This window comes from Micromonospora sp. SCSIO 07396 (genome assembly GCF_053667945.1).
Map to the genome: position 1 here is coordinate 4,410,971 of NZ_CM132210.1, position 17,471 is coordinate 4,428,441.

The 17,471-nt window shown below is 68.7% G+C and carries 19 protein-coding genes; 11 read left to right on the forward strand and 8 right to left on the reverse strand.

Annotated elements, in window-relative coordinates; all coding sequences use genetic code 11:
• The first annotated feature begins 4 nt into the window (after positions 1-4).
• Genes ACWCHM_RS18790 through ACWCHM_RS18805 form a run of 4 tightly spaced genes read left to right on the forward strand, consistent with a single transcriptional unit; the run spans position 5 to position 2,565 of the window.
• Positions 5-319, forward strand: coding sequence for a hypothetical protein (locus ACWCHM_RS18790; protein WP_454219212.1), 315 nt, complete (start codon positions 5-7; stop codon positions 317-319).
• Complete coding sequence (locus ACWCHM_RS18795) at positions 283-1,242, forward strand: FAD-dependent monooxygenase (protein ID WP_454219214.1); 960 nt, start codon at positions 283-285, stop codon at positions 1,240-1,242. Before ACWCHM_RS18790 ends, ACWCHM_RS18795 begins: the two co-directional genes overlap by 37 nt.
• 32 nt (positions 1,243-1,274) lie before the next feature.
• Positions 1,275-1,868, forward strand: a complete 594-nt coding sequence (locus ACWCHM_RS18800) for an AAA family ATPase (protein WP_454219215.1) — start codon at positions 1,275-1,277, stop codon at positions 1,866-1,868.
• Between the two features lie 37 nt (positions 1,869-1,905).
• Positions 1,906-2,565 (forward strand): hypothetical protein, encoded by a 660-nt coding sequence (locus ACWCHM_RS18805; protein WP_454219216.1) that lies wholly within the window; start codon positions 1,906-1,908, stop codon positions 2,563-2,565.
• On the opposite strand, the gene ACWCHM_RS18810 is transcribed toward ACWCHM_RS18805, so the two are convergent.
• The 3 genes from ACWCHM_RS18810 to ACWCHM_RS18820 form a co-directional block, all read right to left on the reverse strand.
• Positions 2,487-3,110 carry a hypothetical protein gene (locus ACWCHM_RS18810; protein ID WP_454219218.1) on the reverse strand — a complete coding sequence of 208 codons (624 nt, stop codon included), beginning with the start codon at positions 3,108-3,110 and terminating at the stop codon, positions 2,487-2,489. The genes ACWCHM_RS18805 and ACWCHM_RS18810 overlap by 79 nt on opposite strands.
• 423 nt (positions 3,111-3,533) lie before the next feature.
• Positions 3,534-3,917: a PIN domain-containing protein gene (locus tag ACWCHM_RS18815; protein ID WP_454219219.1), complete on the reverse strand. Its 384-nt coding sequence runs from the start codon at positions 3,915-3,917 to the stop codon at positions 3,534-3,536.
• Positions 3,914-4,180, reverse strand: a complete 267-nt coding sequence (locus tag ACWCHM_RS18820) for a type II toxin-antitoxin system Phd/YefM family antitoxin (protein WP_454219221.1) — start codon at positions 4,178-4,180, stop codon at positions 3,914-3,916. Before ACWCHM_RS18820 ends, ACWCHM_RS18815 begins: the two co-directional genes overlap by 4 nt.
• Positions 4,181-4,271: 91 nt before the next feature.
• On the opposite strand from ACWCHM_RS18820, the gene ACWCHM_RS18825 reads away from it, so the two are divergent.
• Positions 4,272-4,880, forward strand: coding sequence for a hypothetical protein (locus tag ACWCHM_RS18825; RefSeq protein ID WP_454219223.1), 609 nt, complete (start codon positions 4,272-4,274; stop codon positions 4,878-4,880).
• A 398-nt stretch (positions 4,881-5,278) separates the two neighbouring features.
• Here ACWCHM_RS18825 and ACWCHM_RS18830 read toward each other — a convergent pair whose 3' ends face one another.
• Complete coding sequence (locus ACWCHM_RS18830) at positions 5,279-5,506, reverse strand: DUF397 domain-containing protein (protein WP_454219224.1); 228 nt, start codon at positions 5,504-5,506, stop codon at positions 5,279-5,281.
• Positions 5,503-6,366 (reverse strand): helix-turn-helix domain-containing protein, encoded by an 864-nt coding sequence (locus ACWCHM_RS18835; RefSeq protein ID WP_454219226.1) that lies wholly within the window; start codon positions 6,364-6,366, stop codon positions 5,503-5,505. The genes ACWCHM_RS18830 and ACWCHM_RS18835 overlap by 4 nt, the downstream gene beginning before the upstream one ends.
• A gap of 305 nt (positions 6,367-6,671) precedes the next feature.
• Here ACWCHM_RS18835 and ACWCHM_RS18840 point away from each other — a divergent pair, with 305 nt between their 5' ends.
• Both ACWCHM_RS18840 and ACWCHM_RS18845 read left to right on the forward strand, forming a co-directional pair.
• Positions 6,672-6,920 carry a DivIVA domain-containing protein gene (locus ACWCHM_RS18840; RefSeq protein WP_204957155.1) on the forward strand — a complete coding sequence of 83 codons (249 nt, stop codon included), beginning with the start codon at positions 6,672-6,674 and terminating at the stop codon, positions 6,918-6,920.
• Positions 6,914-7,177: a hypothetical protein gene (locus ACWCHM_RS18845; RefSeq protein WP_374760039.1), complete on the forward strand. Its 264-nt coding sequence runs from the start codon at positions 6,914-6,916 to the stop codon at positions 7,175-7,177. Before ACWCHM_RS18840 ends, ACWCHM_RS18845 begins: the two co-directional genes overlap by 7 nt.
• 10 nt (positions 7,178-7,187) lie before the next feature.
• Here ACWCHM_RS18845 and ACWCHM_RS18850 read toward each other — a convergent pair whose 3' ends face one another.
• A complete protein-coding gene (locus tag ACWCHM_RS18850) occupies positions 7,188-7,964 on the reverse strand; it encodes a DeoR/GlpR family DNA-binding transcription regulator (RefSeq protein WP_088642199.1) in 777 nt (258 codons plus the stop codon).
• Between the two features lie 40 nt (positions 7,965-8,004).
• A complete protein-coding gene (locus ACWCHM_RS18855; RefSeq protein ID WP_454219227.1) occupies positions 8,005-10,050 on the reverse strand; it encodes a beta-galactosidase in 2,046 nt (681 codons plus the stop codon).
• 282 nt (positions 10,051-10,332) lie between these two features.
• On the opposite strand from ACWCHM_RS18855, the gene ACWCHM_RS18860 reads away from it, so the two are divergent.
• The 4 genes from ACWCHM_RS18860 to ACWCHM_RS18875 all read left to right on the forward strand — a co-directional run bounded on the left by ACWCHM_RS18860 (position 10,333) and on the right by ACWCHM_RS18875 (position 15,905).
• The gene (locus tag ACWCHM_RS18860; protein WP_454219228.1) at positions 10,333-11,658 is read left to right on the forward strand and encodes an ABC transporter substrate-binding protein; all 1,326 of its coding nucleotides are present in this window, start codon (positions 10,333-10,335) and stop codon (positions 11,656-11,658) included.
• A 22-nt stretch (positions 11,659-11,680) separates the two neighbouring features.
• Entirely contained in the window at positions 11,681-12,640 is a 960-nt protein-coding gene (locus tag ACWCHM_RS18865) for a carbohydrate ABC transporter permease (RefSeq protein WP_454219229.1), read from the forward strand.
• A complete protein-coding gene (locus ACWCHM_RS18870; protein WP_204924071.1) occupies positions 12,637-13,557 on the forward strand; it encodes a carbohydrate ABC transporter permease in 921 nt (306 codons plus the stop codon). The genes ACWCHM_RS18865 and ACWCHM_RS18870 overlap by 4 nt, the downstream gene beginning before the upstream one ends.
• Positions 13,558-13,709: 152 nt before the next feature.
• Positions 13,710-15,905: an alpha-galactosidase gene (locus ACWCHM_RS18875; RefSeq protein ID WP_454219231.1), complete on the forward strand. Its 2,196-nt coding sequence runs from the start codon at positions 13,710-13,712 to the stop codon at positions 15,903-15,905.
• Between the two features lie 83 nt (positions 15,906-15,988).
• Here the strand turns inward: ACWCHM_RS18875 and ACWCHM_RS18880 are convergent, their stop codons facing one another.
• Positions 15,989-17,377, reverse strand: a complete 1,389-nt coding sequence (locus tag ACWCHM_RS18880; RefSeq protein WP_454219233.1) for a cellulase family glycosylhydrolase — start codon at positions 17,375-17,377, stop codon at positions 15,989-15,991.
• Between the last annotated feature and the right edge of the window lie 94 nt (positions 17,378-17,471).

A 17,471-nucleotide genomic window follows, 5' to 3' on the forward strand; every position in this document is an offset into this window, starting at 1 on the left:
GGTCATGGGCACCAGACCACCAGGTCGTTCCCTACGGATCCTCATCGCCGGGGCCGGAGTGGCCGGCGAGGCGCTCGCCTTCTGGCTGTCACGGGGCGGGCACCGGGTCGTCGTCGCCGAGCGCTTCGCGGAACTGCGCGCCTACGGCGCACAGGTCGACCTGAGGGGGCAGGGAATCGATGCCGCGAAGGCCATGGGGCTGCTGGACGAAATCAGGGCCAGGCGCGTCGACGAGACCGGCGTGGCGTTCGTCGACGCGAGGGCAGGCCGCGGGCCACCATCATGGCGAACACCTCCGGCAGGGGTCGGCAGACGCTGACCTCGGAGTACGAGATCATGCGGGGCGACCTGGTGCAGATCCTCCACGACGCGAACGACGGGGATGTCGACTTCCGTTTCGGCGTGCGCGTCGACGGCTTCGACCAGGACGAACGCACGGTGACGGCGCACTTCTCCGAAGCCCCGTCGCAGGAGTTCGATCTGCTCGTCGGCGCCGACGGGCAGGGCTCCCGCATCCGCCGCGCCCTGCTCCCGGAAGGTCAGGATCCGTACTGGCGCACCGGGATCCACATGGCGTACTGGTTCGTACCCCGGATCGCCTCCGACGGTCGCATCCGGGACACCTACCTCGCCCCCGGCGGCCGGCAGATCATGCGCCGTAGCCACAGCACGACGGAAACCCAGGCGTACTTCGTCAAGCGGGAGAGTTCCGCCGAGCTCTCCGCCATCCACCGCAGCCCGGTCGAGGAGCAACAGGCATTCTGGGCCGACCGCTTCGCCGACGCCGGCTGGCAGGTCCGCCGCTTCATCGACGGGATGCGGACCAGCCCTTTCTTCTACTCCCAGGAGGTCACCCAGGTCCGCATCGGCACCTGGGCCAAGGGCCGGGTCGTCCTCGCCGGCGATGCCGCCCACTGTGCCTCGCCCTACAGCGGCATGGGCATCTCCGGTGCACTCGTCGATGCCTACGTGCTGGCCGGTCAGATCAACCGTCACCCCGACAACCTGCCAACCGCCCTGGCCAACTACGAAACCGAGTTACGGCCGTTCGTCGACGAGATCCAGGGCGGCGTGAACCCCAAGATCCTCAGCCTGGCCATGCCGATGACGCAACGCGCGATCGACGCCTTCCTCGCCGTCGCCGGGGTGGCCACCGCGCTACACATCCCCGATCTCGTGGCACGACTCGCCAGGGAGGACCGCGGTGGCACCTGGCAACTGCCGCAGAGCCCGAACCTATGATCGCCGGGAATGGTCGAGGGGCGGGAGCGCGGATGAGGGTCGCGATCTCCGGGACGCACGGGATCGGAAAGACCACGCTGGCCGAGGCGCTGTGTGCGCGTCTGCCGGGATACGTCGTGGTCGACGAGCCGTACCACCTTCTGGAGGAACAGGGGTACGAGTTCGACTTCCCGCCGTCGTCGGAGGACTACCGGGCGATGTTGGCGTGTTCGGTCCGGTGTCTGCGGTCGCCGTCGACCCCCATGGCCGTCTTCGACCGCACCCCGCTCGACTACCTCGCATACCTGGTCGCGAACGGCGCGGACCCGTCGGAGCAGGCCGATGCCTCCACGTTGCGGCTCGCGTTCGCCACCCTCGATCTACTGGTCATCTCGGTGATCACGCCGGAGAGCGAGCGGATCCTGCCCACCGCGGAGTTGCCGGGCCTCCGCTCGCGAATGAACGACGCACTCCTGGAACTGGTGTACGACGACCCGCTCGACGCCTGGAAGGACACCCCTGTCCTGGAGTTGAGCGGACCGCTCGACAACCGGCTGGATGCGGCCCTCCGCGTCCTCGAACCACAATCGGCAGGCCCCGGCCCGGGTACGACCGAAGCCGGGGCAGAAGGACCGTGGCCACTGTGACGATGCGCCACTGCCCGCAGGACAGGGAGACAGCGGCATGACATCGCAGAAGGACGCGATGCCCGACAGGCCCACCCGGGGCGGGAAGTACGCACGGGTCGAGCGGGAGAGACGGTTCCTGCTGGCCGGACCGCCGCTGCCAGCCACGGTCACCGTCAGCCGGCGCATCACCGACCGGTACCTGCCCGGCACCCGGCTACGCCTACGGCGGGACGAGACCCTTCCCGGCGGGGCCTGCGGGTTCAAGCTGACCCAGAAGGTACCCGCCGAGCGGCCGGGCCACATCCAGGGACTGATCACGAACATCTACCTGTCCCCTGCCGAATACGAACTCCTTGCCCGCCTGCCCGCCGCGACCCTGTCCAAGACACGCCTGAGCGTCCCACCGCTGGGCATCGACGTCTTCGACCCACCGCTGCACGGTCTGGTCCTCGCTAAGGCCGAATTCACCACCGACGAGGCGGCACGTTCCTTCCGTCCACCCCCGCAGGTCGTCGCCGAGGTAACCGACGACGTCCGTTTCACAGGCGGCTCACTCGTCCACGCCCACCGCGACGACCTGCTCACCTGGCTCGCCGACTACGGCATCGAGCCCCGGGTGGAGCCACCCGGGGTGACTCAGCAGTTACCGAGTTCGTCGCTCCGCTTCACGGAGATCGAGGCCAGTCGCTCGCCGGGCACGCTGGGGACCGAGTAGGGCGCGCCGTCGTGCTTCGCGAGTTCCCTCACGTATCCGTCGCTGACGACGTACACGTGGAGCTCGAAGCTCTTTCCCACCGATGTCGAGTCGCCGACGACGACCCGGTTCGCCCGCCAGGTATGAGGGGCTGCGTCGAAATGCAGCGGCTGCTCGTAGAAGTAGTTCGGTGTGCCGGCCGGACGGACGAAGAGCACGGCCATCCGCCCACCACCCGGTTCATCTCCCGTGCCGGAGACGTCCGAACAGTTCGGCACCAGTTTCGACATTCTGATGGTGAATCGCACCGGCGGTGTCGGGGGCGCTGGCGGGGTCGTCGTGGACGCCGGGGTCTGCGTGGGAGGCGGACTGCTCGGTGTTTCGGATGGAGACGGTGTCCACGGCGGAGACAGTGTCGGTGTCGGTGTCGGCGGGTGGCTGATCGGCTGCTCGGAACCTGATTGGTTCTTCTCGCCGGCTGAACGGTACGCCGGCACAGCCGCCACGACACCCACCAACAGCGTCACCAGAACGCTGAGCGCCGCCACCTGCTCAGCGGGTTTCAACGCACGCCACCATTGCCACATTCATGCCCTCCTCGGTCAGTGGGCGCGAGGGCCTTCATTACACCTGGCGCGGGCAGAACGCGCTCTTGCCAGTCGCATACCCGACGCCGCGCCGGCAATGGGGGCTACTCCGGAGGGCGCACTGTCATCGGTCTGACGGGTACCCGGAGCCGGGTCGATGTCAGGAGGAACTGGTGGATGGACTCCTTATCGGTGTGGCACGGCCCCAGGTGCTCAGGCGCGAGGCACCTGGCTCGCCGGCTACGGCATCGAGCCAGTTACCACCACCCGACAGACTCCCCTGAACCCCACGTCCCACATGGAAGCGAGCCCAGAGCTGTACGAGATCCAGCCCGAATGACACAGTCGGCAGCCGTCGGGAAATCGCCGCCCCAGGACCTCGGGTTCCAGGAGCGAGTCACGTCAGATTGTGCGAATTGTGATGAGATCTTCGAGCCCTGCGAGGTCGTCGGCGTTTCGGGTGTAGACGGCAGCGTCGTGGGCATGGGCGGTTGCGGCGATGAGGAGGTCCATCACTCTGGCTCGCGGCTGCCGGCCGGTTTCGACGACGCGGGCGGCCAGTTGTGCGTAGCTGTCAGCGATCACGTCGTCGATGGGCAGCGGATCGAATCGGCGCTGGATGGTGCTCAGCCGCGCCAACCGGAGCGCCCTCGCCTCGGCGGTTTTTGCGACCAGGACACCGAACTGGAGTTCGGCGAGGCTGGCAACGCTGATGGCCAGTTCACCCGGAATCGGGGTTACGTCGTTGGCGATGAGGATACTGGTGTCGAGGATGCCGCGGCTCACCGCTCGGCCCACGGATCGGTGACGGTGTCGTCCAAGAGATCACGGTCACCTGCCCACGCCGCGTCGGTGGGTTGGTCGAACACACCGGCAAGGTCGTCCCACTCGCGCCAGGTTCGGGGACTGACCGGACCGAGCACGGCTGCCGGGCGGCCGGCAACGGTGATCGTCAAGCGTTCACCCGCCTGTGCCCGACGGACCAGGTCGCTGGCGTTCTGCCGCATCTCTCGCAGCCCTACCTCATGCACGGGCCAAGCATAGCACATGTGCTACAGTCGGCGTTTTTCGTGCTGTTCAGCGGCGCAGCCGCCCCGTGGGGGCACTTCCGAACATTGCACCCCATGGCAAGAATGAGGCATGGCCTGGGAGTGGATAGTGCCGGTTACGGCGAGCGGCTTCGGTGCGCTTATTGGCATATCGGGCATCGTTGCCTCCTTCAAGACGAGCGAAAAGAGTCGTCAGCATGCCGAGAGCCTTGCCAAAGAGAGGCATCGACACGAGCTGGAGCTAGCCAAGCAGAAGAGCGAACACGATCTTCGCTTGGCGAGCGAGCAGCGGCGCCAAGAACGGCAGGCGATCGCATATGCCGAAACCTTAAAGGAGGTTCAACGGGTTTCTTTTTGGGCAAACGCAAGCCACCCGAATGGGGCGCTAGATAAAAGCGACGCACCCATACATCTTCATCTTGTAACTGACTCGACTGCCGACGCACTGCTACGCACGCATGGTTCCGATGAGGTAATCGACCTATTCGATTCCTGGCGCACACGAATACAGGATATTGCAAAGTCATTTTATCTTATAACGATCGACCTCAAAGCGGATCCTATATCTAGGCGACTACACGCGGAGCAAACTTCACAAGAATGGAGCCGACTATACGAGGAGTTGGTTCCGGCCGAAAACACAGCAAAGCTCGCATTGACCAGGCGCATACAGCAAGAGCTGCGAGCCGCAAGACGCTAGTGCAGACACAAAGGGGAATTAATGCCTTGTGTGCACTATCTAGACCGCATGATTCCCGGTGCATGTCACTGATATGAGCAGGTGCTTGATTGTCAGGTGCAATCAAGCACCTGCGCTTCGGCCGAGCACACGCGCGACGAACAGGGCGCTCGGTTAGCGAACTGTCTAGACCATCAGATCGGCGTTAGACGCAAAGCCATGGGTTTGCTCGTAAGGCGGATCATCCCATCCGGACCAGCCGACGTTCGGCCAGGCTCCGCTGGTGGCGACCTTCGACCTGCTCGCTGCACGGACAACTCCCGCCAATCAACAAGCTCTGGCGCGAGTTGCAGAAGCTCGACCCGAGGTGATGGGAGGGGGCGGCGACCAGGTCGCCGCCCCCTCGTCCCGCCCGACTGTCAGTGAGAAGCCTCGGTGAAGTCGAACTCGCCGTCCTTGACGCCACCGACGAAGGCCGCCCACTCGTCGGCGGTGTAGACGATCGTCGCCGCGTCCCGCGCCTTGCTGTGCCGCACAGCCACCCGACCGGAGCCGTCGAGCACCGGCCCCGCCTCCACACAACTCCCGCCGTTGCTGTCACTCTTGGTGCTGATGTGCCAGGCGACCTCGGGCATAGCGTCGTTCATGCCAACTCCTCTGCAACGGCCCCCATCAGGGCGGTCGACTCGTCCTTGCTGAGTGCGGACTTCGACAATCGATCGTACGCACGGAGAAAGCGTTCGGCTTTGGGCGACTCCATGTAGAGCCGGCCGCCGAGGGATTCGACGTAAGCAACCGCAGGGTACGGCTCGGGAAGGTGAAAGATCCAGAACGTGCCGTCGAGTCCTTGGTGGAGGGCGACCGAGGACGGCATGATCTGGATACGAACCTGCGGTAGGGCCTGGAGTTTCACCAGGTGTGCGAGTTGGTCCCGAAGAACCTGGGCACCACCGACACGGCGACGCACGACGGATTCGTCGATGACGGTATGGATCGTGAGCGGTCGCTCCTTGGAGAGAACTTCCTGGCGCGAGAGCCGTAGCTCGACCCAGCGGTCGATCATCGACTCGGACGCCTCCGGCTCCGCCGCGTTCCGGATCACCGCCTCGGCATAGGCCCTGGTCTGGAGCAACCCCGGCACCAGGGTCATGTGGAAGCAACACACCTTGTCGGCGCGGCCCTCCAGCCACGGGTACTCGATGAAGGACGAGTCGACGACGTCGCCGTAGTCCTCGTCCCAGCGGTCGGTGCGCCACACGTCCTCGGCCAGCGCCAGCAGGCGGGCCCGCTCGGCGGCGTGGTGGAAGCCGTAGAGGTCGAGCAGTGCGACGACGTCGCCCTTGCGGATCGGCCAGTCCGCCCGCTCGTAGCGGCCGAGTGCGGACATGTCACGTTGCAGGTGTTCGGAAACCAATTTCAAGGTCATCCCGCGTTCCTCCCGGAGGGCGCGGAGTTGTTGGCCGAGCCACTGCGCGCGCAGGGTCCGTATGAACGGCTTGTGCGGCATGATCCACCTCTCGAAAAAGTTGACGAGGCCCGCGAAGGAACCATTGCTCCAGTTCCAACCCACTGGAAATGTGGCCTTCGGGTGAGGGTGATCACCGGCCCCCGGGGACGCCCGGTGCAAGCGCAGTAACCGCGGCTGTGCCAACAGCCGAGAAGGTGACGAGAGACGGCCTCGCGGGTGGCAGCCGCATACCGGATCTCGTCGGGTCTCAACATGAAGCCGAATTTCCGGCTCCGACCGACTTGCTGAATACCTATCACGGCGGCGTAGGTTCCCGCGACCCCGTACCCACCAGGAGGCGACGAATGATCCGCGACGACGGCACGCTGCCGGCCCGGCTGCATCCGGTCCTGGTCCGCGACCACCAGTTCCCCACCGCCGGCTTCGGACGGCGGGGCCTCGACCCCCGGGAGGTGCGCCGGTTCCTGATCCGGCTCGCCCTGGAGTTGGCCAGCCTGCATCAGGAGGTGACCCGGCTGACCGGGGAGAACACCAGGCTCAAGCGGCTGCTGCGGGACCGCCGCAGCGCCCAGGCCAACCGTCCGCCGTGCTGAGCCACGGGCCGACGACCGGTCCCCGCTACGTGCTGCACCTGCCCCTCACGGTCACGGCCGAGGAGCAGGCGTTGCGGTTCGCGTACGCGTTGGCCCGGTCGTTGGCGTTGGTGCCGGGGGTGGAGGTCGCCGGGGCCACCGTGTCCGCCGAGGACGCCCAGCACGTACGACGGTGGGTGTTCTGTGACCGGATCTTGCCGGACCGGCGGCGCTGCCGGGCGCGGGCCGACCACGACGGGCCGTGCGACCCCGTTTGATGAGCCAGGGTCAGTCGACCTCGACGACGACCAGCTCACCTACCTGTTCACCGATCTGCCGGCGGCCGTCCGCCGGCAGCCCGGCGTCGGTGATCAGCAGGTCGGCCTCGGCCAGCGGGGCGATGGTGGCGATGCCGATGGTCTCCCACTTGGTGTGGTCGGCCAGCACCACCAGGTGCCGGGCCGCCCCGATCAGCCGTTTGTTGACCGCCGCCTCCAGCAGGTTGGGGGTGGTGAACCCGGTGCGCGGGCTCATCCCGTGCACGCCGAGGAAGAGCAGATCCACGTTCAGGGTACGGATCGCCGCCTCGGCCACCGGCCCGGTCAGCGCGTCGGACGGGGTACGGATGCCGCCGGTCAGCACCACAGTCTGGTCGACGCGCGGGTTCTGGTAGAGCGCGTCGGCGACCGGGATCGAGTTGGTCACCACGGTCAGCCCGGGTACGTCGCCGAGCAGGGTGGCCAGCGCGGCGGTGGTGGTGCCGGCCGACAACGCGACGGCCATCCCCGGCTCGACCATCCGGGCGGCCCGGCCGGCGATGGCCCGCTTCTCGTCCTGCTGGCGGACCGACTTCGCGGCGAAGCCGGGTTCCTCGGCGGACCCGGGGCCGGCCAGCGTCGCCCCGCCGTGCACCTTGTCGACCAGCCCTCGTTCGGCGAGCACCTCCAGGTCGCGGCGGATCGTCATGTCGGAGACGCCGAACCGGCTGACCAGGTGACTGACCCGTACCCCGCCGCGCTGCCGGATCAGCTCCAGGATGGCGTTCTGCCGTTGCTGAGCGAGCATCGAACCTCCCAACCGCGCGGACGAGGGAACGGTACGCAGGTCAGGCCGCTGCGGCCGGGGACGGTTCACCCGCTGGGACCGCCCCGCCCACCGCCGGTTCCTCCCGGACCACGGCCACCTCGCCGGCCGGCACCCGCAGCGTGCCGCCGCAGGGTTGCCCGGTGAGCAGGTCGGTGCCGGTCACGTCGAGGGTCGCCTCGGCGTCGGTGTGGTTGACCACGAACAGCCAGGACCGGTCGTCGGCCCGGCGGCGGACCACCTCGACGCCGGTCGGTGCGGCTACCGGCGGGCGTACCCCGGCCTCGGTGAGCAGCCGGCCCACCAGGGCGTCGGTGGCCGCCCCGTCGAGCCGGGTGGCCAGGTACCAGGCGGTGCCGTCACCGACCCGGTGCCGGGTCAGCGCGGGCACGCCCGGCAGCGGACCGTCCTCGTACGACGCGACGACGTCCGCGCCGGTCGGGTGCAGCCACTCGGTCCACACGTCGGCGGTGGACCCGTCGTCGAGGGTCACCCGCTCGCCGGCCAACAGCGGGAAGAACTCTTCGGTACGCACCCCGAGCAGGTCCCGGAACGCCCCCGGGTAGCCGCCGAGCCGGATGTGGTCGTGCTCGTCGACGATCCCGCTGAAGTACGTGACCAGCGCCGTCCCGCCCCCGGCCACGTACCGGCGCAGCGCCTCGGCGTCGACGTCGCGGACCAGGTAGAGGGTGGGAACGAGGACCAGCCGGTAGCCGGACAGGTCGGCCGACGGGTGCACCACGTCGGCGGTGACCCCGGCCCGCCACAGCGCGTCGTAGAGCGCCCGCATCCGGTCGGGGTAGGTGACGTCGACGCTGGGGTGGGAGTCCAGCTCGACGCCCCACCAAGCCTCCCAGTCGAACAGGATCGCCACCTCGGCCTCGACCCGGCTGCCGCGTACCTCGGCCAGGGCCTTGAGGTCGGCACCGAGCCGGCAGACCTCGTCGAAGACCTTGGTGTCCGGGCCGGCGTGCGGGACCAGGGCGGAGTGGTACTTCTCCGCGCCCGCCCGGGAGGCCCGCCACTGGAAGAACAGCACCCCGTCGGCACCGCGCGCCACGTGGGTGAGGCTGTTGCGGCGGAGTTGGCCGGGGGTCTTGGCGACGTTGCGGGGCTGCCAGTTGACCGCGCTGGTGGAGTGTTCCATCAGCAGCCACGGGTCGCCGCCGGCCACGCTGCGGGTCTGGTCGGCGGCGAACGACAGGCCGAGGTGGGCGTTCGGGTCGGTGGCCATGAGGTAGTGGTCGTTGGCGACCAGGTCGACGTCGGACGCCCACGAGTGGTAGTCCATGTGCTTGGCCATGCCGATCATGAAGTTGGTGGTGACGGGCTGCCGGACCCGCCGCTTGAGCACCTCCCGCTCGGCGCGGAGCTGGGCGCGCTGCTCGTCGGAGGAGAAGCGCAGGAAGTCGAGCTGCTGGGTGGGGTTGGCGATGGTCAGCGTGGACCGGGGCGGGTTGATCTCGGCCCAGTCGTGGTAGCGCTGGCTCCAGAAAGCGGTGCCCCAGGCGTCGTTGAGCCGGTCGAGGTCGCCGTAGCGCTCCCGCAGCCAGCCTCGGAACGCCTCGGCGCTGACGTCGCAGTAGCAGTGCACGTTGTGGCACCCCAGCTCGTTGGAGACGTGCCACATGACGACGGCGGGGTGCTCGGCGTACCGGTCGGCGACCGCGTCGACCAGGGCGAGCGAGCGCTCCCGGAAGATCGGCGAGCTGGGGCAGTACGCCTGCCGTCCGCCGGGCCACAGCACGCCGCCGCCGACGGCGCGGGGCAGCGTCTCGGGGTGCCGGTGGGCCAGCCACGGCGGCGGGCTGGCGGTGGCGGTGGCCAGGTCGACCTGGATTCGCCCGGCGTGCAGGAAGTCGAGGGCGCGGTCGAGCCAGTCGAACTCGTACCGGCCGGGGGCGGGTTCGAGCAGGGCCCAGGAGAAGATTCCGACCGAGACGAGGTTGACCCCGGCCCGGCGCATGAGCGCGACGTCGTCGGCCCAGACCTGCTCGGGCCACTGCTCGGGGTTGTAGTCGGCGCCGAAGTAGATTCCGTCGCCCTGCCAGGTGCCGTGTTGCCGCATGAGAGCAGAGCGTGCCCCTAGCGGTCGATCAAGTCAACACTTTCCAACACGGACCCGCTTTCCAACGTTTACCACCAGGATCCCGTACGGCTTCGGCGATACCGATCCGGAGCTGCCCTCTTGACAGGCGCGTACGGACGGGTAGCTTCAAGCGCCACCGGGAGTTTGTGTTTGCCAATGTTCGTTCTCGGTGGATCTATGTTGGCATTCCCGAACAGCCGCTCCCCCACCACCACTGACGGCCCTCGGGCGCAGCGCACCTCTTCTTCCGCAGGAGGCACCATGTCCCGTCCCCGCACCGAAGCCGAGTATCTCGCCCGGCTCGTCCCGTCCTCCGTCGCCGGCATCGGACGACGTTCCCTGCTCACCGGAGTCGGCGCGGGCGCGCTGATCGGCACCGGGCTGCTCGCCGGCTGCGGCTCCGACTCCGACTCGGGCAGCGACAGCAAGGAGGTGTCGGTCGGCTCCAACCAGTCCGACCCGCAGCCCAAGGGGGTCATCGCCAAGGTGATGGACGGGTTCACCACCTGGTCCGGCATCACCACCAAGATCAACACGGTGGACCACAACACCTACCAGGAGAACATCAACAACTACCTCCAGGGCAAGCCGGACGACGTGTTCATGTGGTTCGCCGGCTACCGGATGCGCTTCTTCGCCGCCAAGGGACTGGCCGGCGACATCAGCGACCTGTGGGGCAAGCTCTCCGGCTACTCCGACGCGTTCAAGAAGGCGTCCACCGGGGACGACGGCAAGCAGTACTTCGTACCCTCGTCGTACTACCCGTGGGCGGTGTTCTACCGCAAGTCGGTCTGGAAGCAGTACGGCTACCAGGTGCCGACCACCCTCGACCAGCTCACCACCCTCAGCGCCCAGATGAAGCGGGACGGCCTCACCCCGATCGCCTTCGCCGACAAGGACGGCTGGCCGGCGATGGGCACGTTCGACATCCTCAACCTGCGGATCAACGGCTACCAGTTCCACATCGACCTGATGGCGGGCAAGGAGGCGTGGACCTCCGACAAGGTCAAGAAGGTCTTCGACACCTGGGCCGGGCTGCTCCCGCTGCACCAGCCGGACAGCCTGGGCCGCACCTGGCAGGAGGCCGCCCAGTCGTTGCAGCAGAAGAAGAGCGGCATGTACCTGCTCGGCCTCTTCGTCGCCCAGCAGTTCGGCAACGACGAGCAGGACGACATCGACTTCTTCACCTTTCCCGAGATCGACCCGGCCATCGGGGCCAAGGCGCTGGACGCGCCGATCGACGGCTACATGCTGGCCCGCAAGCCGAAGGCCGAGGCCAACGCCAAGAAGCTGCTGGAGTTCGTCGGCTCCAAGGAGGCCGCCGACATCACGGTGAAGAACGACCCGACCACGCTGGTCGCCAACAGCGGCGCGGACACCAGCGGGTACACGGCCCTGCAGAAGAAGGCCGCCGAGCTGGTCGGCTCGGCCACCGAGATCGCCCAGTTCCTCGACCGGGACACCCGGCCGGACTTCGCCTCCACCGTGATCATCCCGGCGCTCCAGCAGTTCATCAAGAACCCCAAGGACATCGACGGGCTGGTCAACAGCATCGAGAACCAGAAGAAGTCGATCTTCACCAGCTGACGGCGAGAGGGGGAGGACCGTCGTGTCCGACCTGCCCCTGATCCAGGCGGATCACGCCGTGTCGTCGCCGGCCACGACCACCCCCTCCCCGGGTGGTCGCGGCCGGCGGCTACGGCTCCTGTCCCGCACCGACCGCGTGGTGATCACGCTGATGGTGCTCGTACCGCTGCTGCTGGTGGTCGCGCTGGTCTGGCTGCCCGCACTGGCCACCGTGGCGCTCTCCGGCACCGACTGGGACGGCATCGGGCCGCTCAGCGAAATCGACTGGGTCGGCGGCCGGAACTACTCCGACGTGGTCAACATCTACCCGCCGTTCGTGCCGGCGCTGCAGAACAACCTGCTCTGGCTGGCCGCCCTGTTCGTGGTGGCCACCCCGTTCGGGATGTTCCTCGCCGTGCTGCTCGACAAGGAGATCCGGGGCAGCCGGTTCTACCAGACCGCGCTCTACCTGCCCGTGGTGCTCTCGCTGGCGCTGATCGGCTTCGTCTGGCAGCTCATCTACTCCCGCGACCAGGGGTTGCTCAACGCCGTCCTGGGCGGCCAGACCGACTGGTACGGCGACCCGAACGTCAACATCTGGGCGGTGCTGGTGGCGGCCGGGTGGCGGCACGTCGGCTACATCATGCTGCTCTACCTGGCCGGGCTCAAGGGCGTCGACCCGTCGCTGCGGGAGGCCGCCTCGGTCGACGGCGCGTCGGAGACCAGCACCTTCTTCCGGGTGATCTTCCCGGTGCTGCGACCCATCAACATCATCGTGCTGGTGGTGACCGTGATCGAGTCGCTGCGCGCGTTCGACCTGGTCTGGGTGATCAACAAGGGCCGCAACGGGTTGGAGCTGATCTCCGCCCTGGTGACCCAGAACGTCGTCGGCGAGGCCAGCCGGATCGGCTTCGGCTCCGCCCTGGCGACGATCATGCTGGCCGTCTCGCTGGTCTTCATCACCATCTACCTGGCCGTCGTCATGAGGGAGAACCGGCGATGAGCGCGTCGACCGTGACCCGACCACCGGCGTCGACGCCGACGGCGAAGCCGGCCCCGCGCCGCCGGCCGCTGCGCCCCGCCCGGGTGGTGCTGCACCTGTTCCTCGGCGCGGTCGCCGTCGGTTGGCTCTTCCCGATCCTCTGGGCGGTGCTGACCTCGCTGCGCTCGTACGCCTACACCGCCGCCAACGGGTACGTCTCGTTCGGCGGGTGGACGTTCGACAACTACGTCACCGCCTGGCAGACCGCCGAGTTCGGCAAGCACTTCCTCAACTCGGTCTACATCACCGTCCCGGCGGTGCTGCTCACCCTGTTCCTCGCCTCGTGCGTGGCGTTCGTGATCGCCCGGTTCAGCTGGAAACTCAACATCGTCCTGCTCGGGCTGTTCACCGCCGCCAACCTGCTGCCCCAGCAGGCGCTGCTGATCCCGCTGTTCCGGATCTTCACCGAGGTGCCGCTGCCGGAGTTCATGAGCGACTCCGAGTTGCTCTACGACAGCTACTGGGGGCTGATCCTGGTCAACGTCGCCTTCCAGTGCGGCTTCTGCGTCTTCGTGCTCAGCAACTACATGAAGGCGCTGCCCCGCGACCTGTACGAGGCGGCCATGGTGGACGGGGCGAGCATCTGGCGGCAGTACTGGCAGGTGACCATGCCGCTGTGCCGCCCGGCGCTGGCGGCCCTGGCCACCCTGGAGGTGACCTGGATCTACAACGAGTTCTTCTGGGCCACCGTGCTGATGCGCACCGGCGACAAGTTCCCGGTCACCAGCTCGCTGAACAACCTGCGCGGCGAGTTCTTCACCGACAACAACCTGGTGTCGGCCGGCTCGGTGCTGGTCGCCATCCCCACCCTGGTGATCTTCTTCCTGTTGCAGAAGCAGTTCGTCAAGGGCCTGACCCTGGGCGCGTCCAAAGGCTGAGTCACCGCACCCACCCACCCATGCGCGCGAGAGCGGTATTCCTGGCAGGCATGAATATGACCCACAGGCATACCGCTCTCACGCGGTACTGACACCCGGCGACCTCACCCACCGTGACGGACGCCGACGCGCCCGCACCGGAGATGAGCGCCATGACCGATCCGACCGTGATCCACCTGCGCCGGGGCCACACCAGCCTGGTGCTCGACGCACGCGGCCCGGGGCTGCCCCGGGTCGTGCACTGGGGCACCGACCTCGGCCCGGTGCCCGCCGACGACCTGCCGGCCCTGGTCGACGCCACCGTGCCGCCGGTGGTGCCGAGCAGCTTCGACGCGCCGACCGTGCTGTCCCTGCTGCCCGAGGCGAGCGCCGGCTGGAGTGGCCGGCCCGGCCTCGCCGGCCACCGCCACGGACGGGACTGGTCGACCGCCTTCCGCCTCGACACGATCGACGTCGATGATCCGCGTGACGACGTGGGGGACGCGGTGCGCGTACCCGGTGAGGAGGATGACCGGGGCGGAGTCGGCGCGGCGCGGGTGACCGTGCGGGCGACGGACCCGGGCGTCGGGTTGACCCTGACTATCGAGGTCACCCTCGACCCGGTCGGGGTGCTGACCGTGCGGCACCGGCTACGCAACGACGCCGACCAGCCCTACGAGGTACGTGAGCTGACACCGACACTGCCGGTGCCGGCGGTCGCCACCGAACTGCTCGACCTGACCGGGCGGTGGTGCCGCGAACGCGCACCGCAACGGCACCCGTGGCCGCACGGCGCGTGGGTGCGCGAGGGTCGGCACGGGCGCACCGGGCACGACGCCACCCTGCTGCTGGTCGCCGGCACCGCCGGGTTCGGCTTCGGCCACGGCGAGGTGTGGGCGGTGCACACCGCGTGGAGCGGCGACCACGTGACCGTCGCCGAACGCCGCCCGACCGGGGAGTCCACCCTCGGCGGCGGGGAACTGCTCGCCCCCGGCGAGATCGTCCTCGGCCCTGGCGAGGAGTACGCCACCCCGCTGCTCTACGCGGTGCACTCCACCGCCGGGCTGGACGGGCTCAGCGACCTGCTGCACACCCACCTGCGGGCCCGGCCGGAACACCCCCGCACGCCGCGCCCGGTCACCCTCAACGTGTGGGAGGCCGTCTACTTCGACCACGACCTGGACCGGCTGCGCACCCTCGCCGACCGGGCCGCCGAGGTGGGGGTGGAACGGTTCGTCCTCGACGACGGCTGGTTCACCGGCCGCCGGCACGACCGGGCCGGCCTGGGTGACTGGCAGGTCGACGCCGACGTCTGGCCGGCCGGCCTGGGACCGCTCATCGAGCACGTACGCGGGCACGGGATGCAGTTCGGGCTCTGGGTCGAACCGGAAATGGTCAACCCCGACTCCGACCTGTTCCGCGCCCACCCCGACTGGGTGCTCACCGCGCCCGGCCGGCTGCCCCTGCCGTGGCGGCACCAGCAGGTGCTGGACCTGGCCAACCCGGCGGCGTACGCCCACCTGCTCGACCGGCTCGACGCGCTGCTGACCGGGAACCCCGGGATCAGCTACCTCAAGTGGGACCACAACCGGGACCTCACCGAGGCCGGGCACGCCGGCCGGCCCGGGGTGCACGGGCAGACCCTGGCGGCCTACCGGCTGCTCGACGAGCTACGCGCCGGGCACCCGCACCTGGAGATCGAAAGCTGCTCGTCCGGCGGGGCCCGGGTCGACCTGGAGATCCTACGACGCACCGACCGGGTCTGGGCCAGCGACACCAACGACGCCCTGGAACGGCTGTCCATCCAACGCTGGACCGGCCTGCTGCTGCCCCCGGAGCTGATCGGCACGCACATCGGCCCGGGGCGCTCGCACACCACCGGCCGGGTGCACACCCTGGGCTTCCGGGCGGTCACCGCGCTCTTCGGCCACCACGGCATCGAATGGGACATCGTCACGATCGACGCCGAGGAGCGGGCCGAGTTGACCGCCTGGGTGGCCCTGCACAAGCGGCTCCGACCACTGCTGCACACCGGCCGGGTGGTCCGGATCGACCACCCGGACCCGGCCGTCCAGGCACACGGCGTCGTCGCCCACGACCGGTCCCGCGCCGTGTACGCGGTGTCTCTGCTGGCCACCTCCGCCACGCAGACCCCCGGCCCGGTCCGCCTGCCCGGTCTCGACCCGGCCCGCCGCTACGCCGTCCGCCCGGCCGAGGGGGTGCCGGAGCCGGCGGCGATGCAGATCACCGGACCTCGCTGGCTGCCCGCCGTGACGCTGCCCGGCTCGGTGCTGGCCACGGTGGGCCTGCACCTGCCGGCCCTGCACCCGGAACAGGCCCTCCTCCTGGAGGTCGACGCGACCGACTGACCGGCCCGGGTCCGGGCGCGTGATCGTCGCGGGCGGGGACGGGTGGTGGCCGGGCCCTCGGAGGGCCCGGCCACCCGGAGTGCTCAGTTCGCGGTGCAGGTCACCGTAGGCGTCGGGTTCACGCTGCTGCCGCTGCCGATGAAGCCGAAGGCGGTGCTGGCCCCGGCACCGAGCCGACCGTTGTAGTCGACGTTGCGGGCGGTCACGGTGCTGCCGCTGCTGCTCAGCGACGCGTTCCAGGCCTGGCTGACGGTCTGGCCGTTGGCGAAGGTCCACTTCGTCGTCCAGCCGTTGATGGCCGCGCTGCCGGCGGTCACCTTGACCTCACCCTGGAACCCGCCCTGCCACGAACCGATGGTCGTGTACGTCGCCGTGCAACCGCCGGTCGCCGGCGGGGTCGTGACCGGCGGGGTGGTGGGTGGCGTGGTCGGCGGCGTCGTGGGCGGGGTAGTCGGGGGCGTGGTCGGCGGGGTCGTCGGGGTGGTGCCGGAGTAGACCGACGCCTCCTTCGAGGTCGACTTGATGCCGTTGACGCCGTTGAAGATCCGCTGGCCCCAGGTGGTCAGGGCGGCCGGGTTGAAGTTGGTGGTCATGTCGAGGTACTCCACGCCGCCGCCGTTGCCGCTCCACGACCAGCCCAGGTAGCCGATCCCGTTGGCCTGGGTGTACGACAGGATGGTGTCCTCGTCGGGGTTGCCGTCGGAGTGGTCGAAGCCGAACTCACCCACCACGATGGGCAGCTTGGCGGTGCGGAACCGGCCCAGGTAGTCACTGATCTCGGCGGCGGTGTCGAAGACGCCGTACATGTGGATCGAGAAGACGGTGTTCTTCTGCGGGTCGGCGGCGAACACCCCGGCCGCGTTGTCGCGCATGGTGAACGACCAGTCCTGGCCCCAGTTCGGGGCGTCCACCATGATCGTGTGGCTGATGCCGCCGGCCCGCAGCCGCTTGATCGCGTTGGCGTTGTCGGTGGCCCAGGTGGCGTAGCCCTGGTTGCCGTACGGCTCGTTGCCGATGTTGACGATGACGTACCGCTCCTGGCCCTGCAGGGCACTGGCGATGCTCAGCCAGTAGTCGACCGCCCGGTCCAGGGTGATCGCCCCGGCCTGCTCGCCGTAGCCGGTGGTGTCGTGCACCTCCAGCACACAGATCAGCTTGTTGGCCTTGCAGAGCGAGATGACGTTGCTGACGTCGGCGGCGGTGTTCTTGGTCCAGCGGTCACCGCTGGCCAGCACCACCCGCACGGTGTTCGCGCCGAGCGCCTTGATGTTGGCGAAGGAGGTGGTCTGCTGCGGGTACCAGGTGTGGGCGTGGTTGACACCGCGCATGATGAACTCGTTGCCGTTGGCGTCGTAGAGCTTGCCACCGGAGACCGTGAAACCGGCTGCGGCCTGGGCCGGCTGGCCGAAGGCGAACACGGCGGCGAGGACGGTGAGCAGGGCGACGCCGGCGACGGAAAGTCGCTTCTTCATGGCTTTCCTCAGGAAGGGTCGACCCCGTTGCCCTGGCGGGGTGGCGATGCTGGTGACGGTGGCGCTCGGCTGCAGCCCGACAGCCGCCGCCGGA

What these genes read in the sequence shown, in the direction of transcription:
- ACWCHM_RS18880 (WP_454219233.1), bottom strand. Translation starts at nt 17,377, where the DNA reads ATGAAGAAGCGACTTTCCGTCGCCGGCGTCGCCCTGCTCACCGTCCTC.
- ACWCHM_RS18790 (WP_454219212.1), top strand. Translation starts at nt 5, where the DNA reads ATGGGCACCAGACCACCAGGTCGTTCCCTACGGATCCTCATCGCCGGG.
- ACWCHM_RS18870 (WP_204924071.1), top strand. Translation starts at nt 12,637, where the DNA reads ATGAGCGCGTCGACCGTGACCCGACCACCGGCGTCGACGCCGACGGCG.
- ACWCHM_RS18835 (WP_454219226.1), bottom strand. Translation starts at nt 6,366, where the DNA reads ATGCCGCACAAGCCGTTCATACGGACCCTGCGCGCGCAGTGGCTCGGC.
- ACWCHM_RS18805 (WP_454219216.1), top strand. Translation starts at nt 1,906, where the DNA reads ATGACATCGCAGAAGGACGCGATGCCCGACAGGCCCACCCGGGGCGGG.
- ACWCHM_RS18825 (WP_454219223.1), top strand. Translation starts at nt 4,272, where the DNA reads ATGGCCTGGGAGTGGATAGTGCCGGTTACGGCGAGCGGCTTCGGTGCG.
- ACWCHM_RS18860 (WP_454219228.1), top strand. Translation starts at nt 10,333, where the DNA reads ATGTCCCGTCCCCGCACCGAAGCCGAGTATCTCGCCCGGCTCGTCCCG.
- ACWCHM_RS18875 (WP_454219231.1), top strand. Translation starts at nt 13,710, where the DNA reads ATGACCGATCCGACCGTGATCCACCTGCGCCGGGGCCACACCAGCCTG.
- ACWCHM_RS18800 (WP_454219215.1), top strand. Translation starts at nt 1,275, where the DNA reads ATGAGGGTCGCGATCTCCGGGACGCACGGGATCGGAAAGACCACGCTG.
- ACWCHM_RS18855 (WP_454219227.1), bottom strand. Translation starts at nt 10,050, where the DNA reads ATGCGGCAACACGGCACCTGGCAGGGCGACGGAATCTACTTCGGCGCC.
- ACWCHM_RS18795 (WP_454219214.1), top strand. Translation starts at nt 283, where the DNA reads ATGGCGAACACCTCCGGCAGGGGTCGGCAGACGCTGACCTCGGAGTAC.
- ACWCHM_RS18840 (WP_204957155.1), top strand. Translation starts at nt 6,672, where the DNA reads ATGATCCGCGACGACGGCACGCTGCCGGCCCGGCTGCATCCGGTCCTG.
- ACWCHM_RS18830 (WP_454219224.1), bottom strand. Translation starts at nt 5,506, where the DNA reads ATGAACGACGCTATGCCCGAGGTCGCCTGGCACATCAGCACCAAGAGT.
- ACWCHM_RS18820 (WP_454219221.1), bottom strand. Translation starts at nt 4,180, where the DNA reads ATGTGCTATGCTTGGCCCGTGCATGAGGTAGGGCTGCGAGAGATGCGG.
- ACWCHM_RS18850 (WP_088642199.1), bottom strand. Translation starts at nt 7,964, where the DNA reads ATGCTCGCTCAGCAACGGCAGAACGCCATCCTGGAGCTGATCCGGCAG.